The organism is Spirillospora sp. NPDC049652 (genome assembly GCF_040675125.1).
In the GTDB taxonomy this organism is placed as follows: domain Bacteria; phylum Actinomycetota; class Actinomycetes; order Streptosporangiales; family Streptosporangiaceae; genus Spirillospora.
This window is the reverse complement of record NZ_JBFAOF010000164.1, coordinates 1-10,742: the sequence shown is the minus strand read 5'-3', so window position 1 is coordinate 10,742 and position 10,742 is coordinate 1. Positions and strand designations below refer to the sequence as shown.

11 protein-coding genes and 2 rRNA genes are annotated in these 10,742 nt (G+C 71.6%); 6 read left to right on the top strand and 7 right to left on the bottom strand.

Features of this window, described 5'->3' with window-relative positions; translation table 11 throughout:
- The first annotated feature begins 99 nt into the window (after window positions 1–99).
- Window positions 100–1,134, top strand: a complete 1,035-nt coding sequence (locus tag AB0J52_RS13975; protein WP_500181962.1) for an MBL fold metallo-hydrolase — start codon at window positions 100–102, stop codon at window positions 1,132–1,134.
- Window positions 1,135–1,155: 21 nt separating this feature from the next.
- Here AB0J52_RS13975 and AB0J52_RS13970 read toward each other — a convergent pair whose 3' ends face one another.
- The gene (locus AB0J52_RS13970; RefSeq protein WP_500181961.1) at window positions 1,156–1,818 is read right to left on the bottom strand and encodes a maleylpyruvate isomerase family mycothiol-dependent enzyme; all 663 of its coding nucleotides are present in this window, start codon (window positions 1,816–1,818) and stop codon (window positions 1,156–1,158) included.
- 229 nt (window positions 1,819–2,047) lie between these two features.
- Here AB0J52_RS13970 and AB0J52_RS13965 point away from each other — a divergent pair, with 229 nt between their 5' ends.
- Window positions 2,048–2,677 (top strand): pyridoxamine 5'-phosphate oxidase family protein, encoded by a 630-nt coding sequence (locus tag AB0J52_RS13965; protein WP_500181960.1) that lies wholly within the window; start codon window positions 2,048–2,050, stop codon window positions 2,675–2,677.
- A gap of 71 nt (window positions 2,678–2,748) precedes the next feature.
- Here AB0J52_RS13965 and AB0J52_RS13960 read toward each other — a convergent pair whose 3' ends face one another.
- Window positions 2,749–2,940, bottom strand: coding sequence for a DUF5302 domain-containing protein (locus AB0J52_RS13960; protein ID WP_500181959.1), 192 nt, complete (start codon window positions 2,938–2,940; stop codon window positions 2,749–2,751).
- A 145-nt stretch (window positions 2,941–3,085) separates the two neighbouring features.
- On the opposite strand from AB0J52_RS13960, the gene AB0J52_RS13955 reads away from it, so the two are divergent.
- On the top strand, window positions 3,086–3,508 hold the full coding sequence (locus tag AB0J52_RS13955; protein ID WP_500181958.1) for a DUF2795 domain-containing protein: 423 nt from the start codon (window positions 3,086–3,088) through the stop codon (window positions 3,506–3,508).
- On the opposite strand, the gene AB0J52_RS13950 is transcribed toward AB0J52_RS13955, so the two are convergent.
- Together AB0J52_RS13950 and murA are read right to left on the bottom strand one after the other, a co-directional pair.
- Window positions 3,481–4,998, bottom strand: a complete 1,518-nt coding sequence (locus tag AB0J52_RS13950) for an FAD-dependent oxidoreductase (RefSeq protein WP_500181957.1) — start codon at window positions 4,996–4,998, stop codon at window positions 3,481–3,483. The genes AB0J52_RS13955 and AB0J52_RS13950 overlap by 28 nt on opposite strands.
- Window positions 4,999–5,253: 255 nt before the next feature.
- Window positions 5,254–6,561 carry a UDP-N-acetylglucosamine 1-carboxyvinyltransferase gene (murA, locus tag AB0J52_RS13945; RefSeq protein WP_500181956.1) on the bottom strand — a complete coding sequence of 436 codons (1,308 nt, stop codon included), beginning with the start codon at window positions 6,559–6,561 and terminating at the stop codon, window positions 5,254–5,256.
- Window positions 6,562–6,633: 72 nt separating this feature from the next.
- Between murA and AB0J52_RS13940 the strand changes: the two genes are divergently transcribed.
- Window positions 6,634–7,155, top strand: a complete 522-nt coding sequence (locus tag AB0J52_RS13940) for a GNAT family N-acetyltransferase (RefSeq protein ID WP_500181955.1) — start codon at window positions 6,634–6,636, stop codon at window positions 7,153–7,155.
- Between the two features lie 15 nt (window positions 7,156–7,170).
- Here the strand turns inward: AB0J52_RS13940 and AB0J52_RS13935 are convergent, their stop codons facing one another.
- A complete protein-coding gene (locus AB0J52_RS13935) occupies window positions 7,171–7,995 on the bottom strand; it encodes a glutamate ABC transporter substrate-binding protein (protein ID WP_500181954.1) in 825 nt (274 codons plus the stop codon).
- A gap of 148 nt (window positions 7,996–8,143) precedes the next feature.
- On the opposite strand from AB0J52_RS13935, the gene AB0J52_RS13930 reads away from it, so the two are divergent.
- A complete protein-coding gene (locus AB0J52_RS13930) occupies window positions 8,144–8,941 on the top strand; it encodes an SAM-dependent methyltransferase (protein WP_500181953.1) in 798 nt (265 codons plus the stop codon).
- Between the two features lie 638 nt (window positions 8,942–9,579).
- Complete coding sequence (locus tag AB0J52_RS13925; protein WP_500181952.1) at window positions 9,580–10,089, top strand: DinB family protein; 510 nt, start codon at window positions 9,580–9,582, stop codon at window positions 10,087–10,089.
- Between the two features lie 304 nt (window positions 10,090–10,393).
- On the opposite strand, the gene rrf is transcribed toward AB0J52_RS13925, so the two are convergent.
- Both rrf and AB0J52_RS13915 read right to left on the bottom strand, forming a co-directional pair.
- Window positions 10,394–10,510: ribosomal RNA gene (gene rrf, locus AB0J52_RS13920) — 5S ribosomal RNA — on the bottom strand.
- A 152-nt stretch (window positions 10,511–10,662) separates the two neighbouring features.
- Window positions 10,663–10,742 (bottom strand): 23S ribosomal RNA (locus AB0J52_RS13915); the annotation flags it as partial.

Below are 10,742 nucleotides of genomic sequence, written 5' to 3'. Positions count from 1 at the left end.
CGACGAGTACGGCTGAGTCCCGCCCCCGATGACCGGACGGGCCGCCCGGATGGAGTAGGTTCGGCGCCGAACGAGATTCGGGACCGGAGGGAACAACAGGTGGCGCAACCGCTCACGGAGCAGCCCGCGGACTGGACCGAGCCGGGCGCCCACCCGGTCGCGCCAGGGGTGCACCGCATCCCGCTCCCGCTGCCCGTCGCGTCCCTGCACGCGGTCAACGTGTACGTGATCGAGGACCCGGACGGCCTGGTCGTGGTCGACTCCGGCTGGGCCATGCCGGACAGCCGCAAGGCCCTCGCGGGCGCGCTGCGGCTGCTCGGCCACCGGCTGGAGGACGTCGCCCAGTTCCTCGTCACGCACGCGCACTGGGACCACTACTCCCAGGCCCTCACGCTGCGCGCCGAGTTCGGCGGCCGGGTCCGGATCGGACGCGGCGAGCGGCCCTCGATCGAGGCGTTCGACGTCCGGCGCGGTCTGCACCCGCGCCAGGCCGAACTGCTGCGCCGCTGCGGCGCGGACGCGCTCGCCGGCGAGATCGCCGCGCTCGGCGTCAACGCCGAGGAGCGCGACATCCCGAACACCATGCCGGACGCCTGGCTGGACGACGGCGAGCGGGTCGAGCTGACCCGCCGCTCCCTGGACGTCTTCGCCACCCCCGGCCACACCCGCGGGCACGTCGTGCTCCGCGACGCCGCCGCCGGGCTGCTGTTCGCCGGGGACCACGTGCTTCCGCACATCAGCCCGTCCATCGGCCTGGAGACCGAGCCGGAGCCCAAGCCGCTGCGCAGCTACCTCGCCTCGCTGCGCCTCGTCCGCGACATGCCGGACACCCTGCTGCTGCCCGCGCACGGCCAGGTCACCGCGAGCGTCCACACCCGCGTCGACGAGCTGCTCCACCACCACGAGCAGCGCCTCGACACCGCCGCCGGGCACGTCCGCGCCGGCCGCGCCACCGCCTTCGAGGTGGCCGCCGCGATGTCCTGGACGCGCCGCCAGCGCAAGCTCGACGACCTGGACGTGTTCAGCCGCATGCTGGCCGTCCTGGAGATCGACGCGCACCTGGACGTCCTCACCGACCAGGGCGTCCTGGTCGCCCACGAGGCGAACGGCGTTCGCACCTACGCGCCCGCGTAACCGCCGCCGTCTCGCACTCCGTCACCGGGCGGGGTCGCGCCCCAGGTAGGCCACCAGCAGATCGCCCGGATCGGTGGCGTCCGGCACCGGGACAGGCGGCGCGAACAGCGTCCCACGGACCTCCCGGGGGACGAGCCGGGGCGCGTGCCGCAGCAGCCTCAACGCCAACCCGGCCGGGACGGGATGCCGCGCGCCCGTCGTCCGCCCGACATCCCAGCCGTGGACGGTCAGCTCCAGCGCTCCGGCCACGGCCAGGTCGGCGTGCCCCAGACACCGATCCCCGATCCGGACGTGCGCGGCGTCTCCGCGCAGGTCGACCAGCCGCGCAAGCCGGCACCGCACCGCTGCGAGCGGATCCCCGGCATCCGCCGCGGCGGGCTCCTCGCCTCCGGGCTCCGATGTCTCTGGCAGGCCCACATACCCGCTGGTCAGGGCATCGGTGAGCGCCGCCACCGAGTCGTCCAGATGCCACAGCAAGGCGCGCAGATCCCAGCCCTCGCAAGGCGTCGGACGGGCGAGCAGGTCCGCCGTCACCTCCCCAAGGGCGGCGAGGGCAAAGCACGCCCCGCGCGCCAGCAGAGCCGACGCCTCCGAAAAGCGCCTCGCCACCGTCCCGGGATCCGTCTCCGAAGCCGCATCCGCGTCCGTGTCCGCGGATCGGCCGTGCCCACCGCTCGCCCTCATGTGCACCCCCTTCACCGGAAGTGACCACCAGCCAGCGGAGAAATCATCGACGCGGAGACGGCAAGACCACGATGAGCCTCCTCCCGGGGACAGAAGCCGTGGGAGGAGCCGAAGTACCGCCCGGCCGACACGCCGCAGGCCGACGACCCGCGACTCCCCCACCCCGACGAGTACGCCGCCTAGAACGGCTGTCTAGGCTGGGCCCCCGCGACCCCGAGGGAGGACCCCCATGCCCCAGCGGACCGAGATCACGTCGCCGGACGAGCTGCGCGCGCTGCTCGGCGAGGTCATGCCGCGCGCCCGCGACAAGGAGCGCCCGAGCCTGCACCCGCGCGACCGCGACTGGCTCGCCGCCTCCCCGTTCTGCCTGGTCGCCACCAGCGACGCCGACGGCAACTGCGACGTCTCCCCGAAGGGCGACCCGGCGGGGCGCCTCGCGCACGTCCTGGACGACCACACGATCGCGATCGCCGAGCGGCCCGGCAACCGGCGCGCCGACGGCTACCTCAACGTGCTCTCCAACCCGCACGCGGGCCTGCTGTTCTTCATTCCCGGCCGGAACGAGACCCTGCGCATCAACGGCCGGGCCCGGCTGCTGCGGGACGCGCCGTACTTCGACGACCTGGTCGTCAAGGGCCACCGGCCGCTGCTGGCGCTCGAACTGGAGATCGAGACGATCTACTTCCACTGCGCCAAGTCGTTCATGCGGTCCCAGCTGTGGAAGCCCGAGACCTGGAACCCCGGCGTCCTGCCCTCCCACGCGCAGATCACCAAGGAGGTCATGGCGACGCCGGAGAGCCTGGAGGAGCTGGAGCGGTACTACGGTCCGTCCTACGCCGAGCGGCTCTACCAGGGCTGATCCGCCGCCGGGCGGGCCGCCCGATGGTCATCGGCCCCCGCACCTGCTGCGGGGGCCTCCGCCCGGGTTCGTCAGCCGCTCTTGCGGCGGAACTGGCGCTGGTGGTCGGCGCGCTCGTGCACGCCCTTCACCTTGGAGCCCGCGCCGCCCCCGTCCCGCCCGCGGTTCGCGGACGCGGACCGCTTGCGTTCCAGAGCCTCCCGGAACCTGCGCTTCACCTCGTCCTCGCCGTCGCCGGTGTCGCGTTCGTTCGAGTCGGCCATGTGGACCTCCACCTCTCGTAGTGCGGTTCCAAGCCTCGCACGTCCGGCGACCGCCCGGTGTCGCGGGCCGTCCGCGACACCGATCCGATCATCATCGTTTAGCCCCTGCTCTCGGGGAAGGTCGGTGGGCAGGAAGGAGGACGTTATGGCTGATCAGACCGGTAAGCACGACCCCAGGCTGGACGACGAGATCCAGCACGAGACCGAGGGGCTGGTCCAGGGCGGCCACCCCACCCACGCCGAGGAGTGGAAGCAGCCGGAACCGGCGTCATCGACGTCCACGTGGGACCCCGTCACCGAGGACCCGATCGAGACCGGCGGAGCCCGCCAGGAGGGCTCGCCCCCCGGTATGTCGCCGGACGACGTGGAGGGCCGCAGCGCCCTCGCCCGCGCTCTGGTGGGCGTCCACTACCCCGCGGACCGCGGCGACCTGCTGAAGGCGCTGCGTTCCGGCGACGTCTCGGACGAGGCGCTGTCCGCGGCCGAGTCCCTGCCGGACCGTTCGTACGAGAACCTGGCCGACGTGGCGGAAGAGCTCGGTTACGGCCGGGAGAGCCGCCGCTTCTGACCCGTGTGCCCGTGGCCGTGCTCGGCGGGCGGCCCGCACCACCTCTCCAGCGCCTCGCGGATCTCCGGCGCCCGCCGCTCCGGCGCGGTCTCGTCGGTGGCCCAGGCGACGTAGCCGTCCGGCCGGACGAGGACGGTGGTGCGGGTCGGCCCGCCCGCCGGAACGCAGCGCACGCGGCCGGCCCAGTGGCGGTCCGCCAGGTAGGTGACCGCCGGGTCGTTCGTCGCGACGACCAGTGCGAACCGGCCGTCCCGCAGCGTCTGGTAGAGCCGCCCGCCCCCGCCCAGCCGGACGTCCGGGGCGCGGCGGCCGGTCAGCGGATGCGCCCCGACCGGCGCGCGGTAGGAGATGTCCAGCCCCGACACCAGGCCCGCCATCCGGCGCGCCGCCGGCGGCACGCGGGTCACCACCTTCAGCAGAACGTCCCGGCCGAGTCGCGCCGCGCGGCCCTCCAGCAGCAGGCCGCGCAGCATCGCGCCGCTGCCCAGCACCACGCCGCGCCCCACCGGGAACCGCTCCTCGTGGTAGCTGTCCAGCAACCAGGAGGGAGCGTGCCCGCGCAGCTGCGCCACGAGCTTCCACCCGAGGTTCGCGGCGTCCTGCAGACCCGTGTTCATGCCCATTCCGCCGATCGGGGAATGCACGTGCGCCGCGTCTCCGGCGAGGAACACCCGCCCCGTCCGGTAGCGCGTGACCTGCCGCTCGTCACTGTGGAACCGCGACATCCAGCGCACTTCACCCATGCCGTAGTCGCTGCCGAAGACCCGCCGCAGCACCCGGCGCAGCTCCCCGATGTCCACCGGCTCCGAGTCGGCCGCCTGGTGGGCGCGGTTCCAGCCGATCACCCGGTGCCAGCCGTCCCCGAACGGCGCGACGAACGCGAACGCGTCCCCGGACGACCCCACCGTCAGCGCCGACGAGGGCGGATCGATCAGCCGGACGTCCGCGAGCATCACCGACCGGAGCGCCGACCGGCCCGGGAACGGCAGCCCGACCGCCTCGCGGACCGTGCTGTGCACGCCGTCCGCGCCGACCACGTACGCGGCCTCCGCGACCTGTTCCCGGCCATCCTTCCGGTACCGGACCTCGGCGCCGTCGCCGTGCTGCCGCAGTCCCGTCACCTCCGCGCCGCGCACGATCCGCGCTCCCGCGTCCAGCGCCCGCCGCTCCAGCACCCGCTCGGTCTCGTACTGCGGCGTGACCAGCACGAACGGGAACCGGCCGGGAAGACGGGACAGGTCGAGCCGCGCCCCGCCGGCGAGCCGCACCGTGCGGACCCGCCGCCCGGTGCCCAGCAGTTCGTCCGCGACACCGCGCATCTGCAGCGTCTCCAGCGTCCGCGCGTGGACGGCGAACGCCCGTGTCAGGTTCGGGACGTCCGCGCGGCGTTCCAGCACCGTGCAGTCGACCCCGGCGGCGGCCAGGTCCCCGGCCAGCAGCAGGCCGGTCGGGCCGGCCCCGACGATCACCACATTGTCGGCGCCCGTCATCGCGGCACCCCCTTTCCAGCGGAGTCCGGTGCCCGAGACCCTTCCCCGGATCGCGCCGCCGTCACCGCCACAGGCGGATGCCAGACCGCGCCTTGACCACAGACGGCCGAGAAAAGGCCCGCCGGAACCCGGAAGGGATCCGACGGGCCGCACCCGCCTCACACAACCTGACCAGCCCTCCGCGCTCAGCTCCCCTTGAGCCGAATCACGTGGGCCGACCTCAGCGGGGCTCAGGGCTCAGGCGCTCAGCCCGGCTCAGGCTTCGCGGGCGCGCAGGTTGAGGCCGAGAGCACGGAACTGCTCGACAGGATGGTGGTAGCCGCGCTCGATGTGGTGCACGCCGCGCAGCATGGACGGTCCCTCGGCCACGGCCGCCGCGAGCACCGCCGAGAACCCCGCGCGGATGTCCGGCATCGTCACGTCGCCGCCGCGCAGCTTCGTGACGCCCCGCACGACCGCCGAGTGCAGCGCCGCCGTGTCGTGGTACCGGCAGGCCGGGCCGCCGAGGCAGGTGTCGTACACCTCGATCTCCGCGCCCATGCTCTGCAGCGCCGGGACGTACGCCAGCCGGTTCTCGTACACCGTCTCGTGCAGCACCGACATGCCGTCCGCCTGGGTGAACAGCACCATCAGCGGGGTCTGCCAGTCGGTCGCGAACCCCGGATGAGTGTCGGTCTGGACGGCGGCCGGACGCAGTCCGCGCGGCGCCGACGCCATGATCCACTCGTCGGTGATCTCGAACCGGGCGCCCATCCGGTCCAGCGTGGTGATCGCGGTGACCAGGCGGTCCTGCGGGCAGCCGTGCACCCGCACCTCGCCGCCGGTGACCAGGCCCGCGACCAGGTACGAGAACGCCTCGATGCGGTCGCCGGCCAGCCGGGTCCGCGCGCCGTTCAGCCGCGGCACGCCCTCCACCACGATCCGCCGGTCCGGCGCGAACGAGATCCGCGCGCCCATCCGCTGCAGGAACAGCGCCAGCTCGATGATCTCCGGCTCGGTCGCCGCGTTGCGGATCACCGTCTTGCCCTGCGCCCGGACGGCCGCCAGCAGCACCGTCTCGGTCGCGCCGACGCTCGGGTACGGCAGCGTGATCCGGGTCCCGACGAGCCGGCTCGCGCGGGCGTGGATGCCGTCCTCGGCGATCTCCACCTCCGCGCCGAACGCGCGCAGCGCCTCCACGTGGAAGTCCACCGGGCGGCGACCGATCGGGTCGCCGCCGACCAGCGGGACGAACGCCTCCCCCGCCAGGTGCAGCAGCGGCCCCAGCATGAGGATCGGAATCCGGTTCAGCCCGGTGAACGCCTTCGGGACGTTCGGCTCGGCGACCGGCCCGGGCACGATCGTGATCTCCCCGTCGGCGCGCTCCACGCGCATTCCGAGGTGCTCCAGCATCGCGCCGGTGATGCCCACCTCACCGACGTCGGGCGCGTTGGTGATGGTGCTGGGCCCCTCTCCCAGCATCGCCGCGACCATGTGCTTACTGACCGCGTTCTTGGCCCCTCGCACGGTGACGTCGCCGCGCAGCGGCCCGGACGGCTCGATCTCCCACACCTTCTCACTCACCCGTGCAGCCTATGACCGGCCCGCGAAGCGTCCAACCCGACCACCCGTCCGCCGTGGGCTACCGTCGGCCGTATGGATCATGCTTCCCCCACCCTCCGCCTCGTCCGGGAAGACGACCTGCCCTTCCTGGAGTCCTTCTTCACCGACCCGGGCACAGCGGGTGACTTCGCCTGGCACGGCTACACCGACCCCACACGCTGGCGCCGGTACTGGCGCGAGAACGGCCTGGTCGACGACGACCGCAGCGTCCTGCTCGTGGCGGACGGAGCCGACCGTCTCGGCTTCGTCGCCTGGCACAAAGTGGTCGCGAACCCGCTCACGCACTACTACAACTTCGGCATCGGCCTGCACCCGGACCACCGCGGCAAGGGCGTCGGGACCGAAGCCCAGCGGCTCCTCATCCGCTACCTGTTCGCCTACACCAGGACGCACCGCCTCGAAGCGGACACCGAACTGGAGAACATCGCCGAGCAGCGCACGCTGGAGAAGCTCGGCCTCACCCGCGAGGGGATCATCCGCGGCGTCGTCTTCCGCGACGGCGCGTGGCGCGACGGCGTCCGCTACTCCATCCTCCGCACCGACCCGCAGCCCTGAGACCCCCGGACGCCGTCACGAGCAGCCCTGGAACTCCGGCACCGTGGCGGCCAGGTTCGTCAGCCCCGACGCCCCGAACCACTTACGCAGCAAACGCGGCGCGGTGCCGTCCTGATAGAGCCTGGTGATCGCCTTGTTCACCGCCTCACAGCCGTCCACGTCCCCCTTGCGCAGGCCGACGCCGTACGGCTCCTCGGTGAACGGACGGTTCAGGATCCGCACCGCGCCGCCGTTCCGCACTGCGAAGCCTGCGAGAACGAGGTCGCCCGTGGAGACGGCGTCCAGGGACCCGTCCAGCAGTTTCCGCACACACGCCGAATACGACGGCTGCCGCACCAGTACCGCGTCGATGCCGAGCCCCCGCACCACCCGGGACGTCGAGACGGAGCCGCTCGCCTCGCACATCCGCCGACCGGCCAGATCGCGGACGCCACGGATCCGCCGCTCCCCACTGCGCACCATGATGTCCTGGTGCGCCACGTAGTACGGCCCGGCGAACGTCACCTTCGTCGCCCGCTCCGCGGTGATCGAGTACGAGGCGAGCACCAGGTCCACCTTGTGCGCGTTCAGCAGCCTCTCCCGGTCGTCGGAGGTGACGGCCGCATACCGGACGTCCGTCGCCCCGACCCGCTTGGCGATCTCCGCGCCCAGCTCGACCTCGAACCCGCTGAACACCCGCCCATCCGCGTCCGCCAGACCGAGCCCCGGCTGGTCCGCCTTGACCCCGACGACCAGGGACCGCTTCGTGGCGACCGAACCGCCCGTCGCCGCATCCGCGGCACACCCCGCCAACACCGTCGCCAACCCCACCGCGACGGCGGCCCGAAGGACAACTTCCACGCCTTTACGAATAAGCGCCGAAGAAGTCCCACAGATGAACGCCGAGAGGGTTGTACGAGTTGATGACAGAAACTCCCGCGCCGCCGACGCACCGTGGATACGATCGCCACCACGGACGTTCCACTCGACGGGGAAACGAGGTTCGACCATGACGGCGGAGTGGGCGCCCCAGGGCATCGACACGAGCCGGCCCAGCGTCGCGCGCGTGTACGACGTCGCCCTCGGCGGCAAGGACAACTTCGCGGTCGACCGGGCCGTCGCGCAGCGCCTCCAGGACGGCCTCCCCGAGATCATGAGCATGGCCCGGGTCAACCGCGCCACCCTCGGACGCGCCGTCCGGCTCATGGCCGAACGCGGCGTCCGGCAGTTCCTCGACCTCGGCGCGGGCCTGCCCTCGGCGGACAACACCCACCAGGTCGCCCAGCGCGTCGCCCCCGACTCCCGCGTGGTCTACGTCGACAAGGACCCCATCGTCCTCGCGCACGGCCGCGCCCTGCTCGCCGACGACGACCGCACCGCGGTGATCACCGCCGACCTGCGGGACCCCGCGGCCGTCCTCGCCCACCCGGAGGTCACGCGGCTCCTGGACTTCTCCCGCCCGGTCGGCGTCCTCTTCGTCGCGATCCTGCACCACCTGCACGACGACGAGGACCCGAAGGGCATCGTGGACGCCTACATGGCCGCGATGCCGTCCGGGAGCCACCTGTTCGTCTCCCACTTCTGCGACATCGGCCCGCTCTCGCAGGAGCTCCAGCGCCGCTTCCTGGACCTCCTGGGCACCGGCCGCTTCCGCACCTCGAAGGAGATCACGGCCTTCTTCGACGGCTACGAGCTCCTACCGCCCGGCGTCGTCCCGAACCCCTTGTGGCACCCCGCCGAGCCCCCACCCGCGGACCTGACCCTCGCCCAGCAGATGCACTACGCCGGCATGGCCCACAAGCCCTGACCAGGCCCGCCCCCAGCCACCCCCGAGCGGCAAGTCCCTGCGGTGTTCCGAGCCAGGCGACGGCTCTGGCCGACTGCGCCGCACCTGGACGCCCCATCAAGAACTCCGCCCCCGGCACCCGGCCAGGTCCGATTCCGCGCCCAGTTCTCCCCAACGCCGACGGCCCAGCCACACGCTGACCGCCCCCGCTACCGCCACCAGCCCTGAGACACCTTCCCAATAGCTCAAGGGGCCCGTGGACGAGCCCAACGCAATCCTGCGCCGACACCAGAACGTCCGGCACTGGAGTAGCGGACGAAGGGCGCATAGCTCGCACCTTCGGCTGTGGAGGGCGTCCAAGCGGTGCCGGCAAAACTTCCAAAGTCTCAATCAGCGACACCGCTGTTGCGCCCGGGGCCCAGGCCTTCATCCGCCCGCCTCGCCTGTTAGTGCCGTGCCCGGGGAGGTTCGCCGGGTGGGCGGGTGCCGAACGACGGGGTGCCGATCGGGCAGGTGTTGTCGTACCCCGGTGTAGCGTCCAGGCCGGAGTCAGATCATGTTCTGTGGTTGACGGAGGCGCGCGGATGACAAGTACGAAAGGCGGGGCCGTGGTGAGCGGCGTCCCGGCTCAGCAAGATCCCGGCGCAGGGCGCCGTTCGGTGAACGCTGAACTCGACGCGCTCAAGAGCGCGCTGGACAGCCAGCGCGCACACGTCCTCGGGATCCTCGAAGGGCTCTCGGAGGAGGATCTGCGGCGGCCGGTGTTGCCCAGCGGCTGGAGCTGCCTGGCTTTGCTGCGCCACCTCACTGTGGATGTCGAACGCTTCTGGTTCCCCGGGGTGATCGCGGGCGACCCGGATGTGGCCAGCCAGCTTGCGGCAGGCGCGGAGGCGCACTGGTACGTCCCCGAAGGGATGAGCACCAAGGACGTCTTCGCCGACTACCGGGCGGCCATCGCACGCGCAGACGTCGTGCTCGCCGCCGCCAACCTGGAGCAGGAGCCCGCCGCGTGGCCCGTGGACATCTGGCCGACCTGGCGGTTGCCCGACGTGCGCCGCGTCCTCATCCATGTGCTCACCGAGATCGCCTGCCACAGCGGTCACTTGGACGCGGCACGCGAACTGATCGACGGGACCACCTGGCTCGGCGGCAACCCCTACGCCGGATAGTCCTCTCCCGTGTTTGAACCGTGTGGTTGGAATGATGCGAGTTAGCGAGGGTGAACTGCCGCAGCAGCCCGAAGTGCGCCTCGATCGGGTTCGCCCGGGAGGCGTTCGAACGGAAACGGACTGCGGGCCTGGCCCGTGATCTCAAGGCGACCACGCCCAGTCCGCTTTCTATGTCCTATCGGACCACAGAAGCCTCGCAAATGAGAATGGCCCCGCCACGAGAGTGGCGGGGCTATTCGTCCCACGAATGACCCATAAATAGAAGTAGGGCCCGCCACAATGTGGCGGGCCCTACCCAATATAAGTCCGGCGGCGTCCTACTCTCCCACACAGTCTCCCATGCAGTACCATCGGCGCTGAGGGGCTTAACTACCGGGTTCGGGATGGGACCGGGTGTTTCCCCCTCGCCATAACCACCGAACGATCAACGCACAACCCCACGCAAGGGGCCGGCAAGTCTCGTCCGAGCCGTCAAAGCTCAGTATTCACTTTGATGCGGTTCGACCAGGATGTTTTCTGGGAACCACACAGGGACGCGAACATTTCTTGCAGCGATCAGTTTGAACGTTCAGTGTGTTCAAGCCACTCGGCCTATTAGTACCGGTCGACTCCACACGTTACCGCGCTTCCATCCCCGGCCTATCAACCCAATC

Excerpts from the sequence above, each read along its gene's own strand:
- AB0J52_RS13970 (WP_500181961.1), bottom strand. The coding sequence starts at position 1,818 with ATGAGGGCGAGCGGTGGGCACGGCCGATCCGCGGACACGGACGCGGAT.
- AB0J52_RS13960 (WP_500181959.1), bottom strand. The coding sequence starts at position 2,940 with ATGGCCGACTCGAACGAACGCGACACCGGCGACGGCGAGGACGAGGTG.
- AB0J52_RS13950 (WP_500181957.1), bottom strand. The coding sequence starts at position 4,998 with ATGACGGGCGCCGACAATGTGGTGATCGTCGGGGCCGGCCCGACCGGC.
- AB0J52_RS13930 (WP_500181953.1), top strand. The coding sequence starts at position 8,144 with ATGACGGCGGAGTGGGCGCCCCAGGGCATCGACACGAGCCGGCCCAGC.
- AB0J52_RS13955 (WP_500181958.1), top strand. The coding sequence starts at position 3,086 with ATGGCTGATCAGACCGGTAAGCACGACCCCAGGCTGGACGACGAGATC.
- AB0J52_RS13965 (WP_500181960.1), top strand. The coding sequence starts at position 2,048 with ATGCCCCAGCGGACCGAGATCACGTCGCCGGACGAGCTGCGCGCGCTG.
- AB0J52_RS13940 (WP_500181955.1), top strand. The coding sequence starts at position 6,634 with ATGGATCATGCTTCCCCCACCCTCCGCCTCGTCCGGGAAGACGACCTG.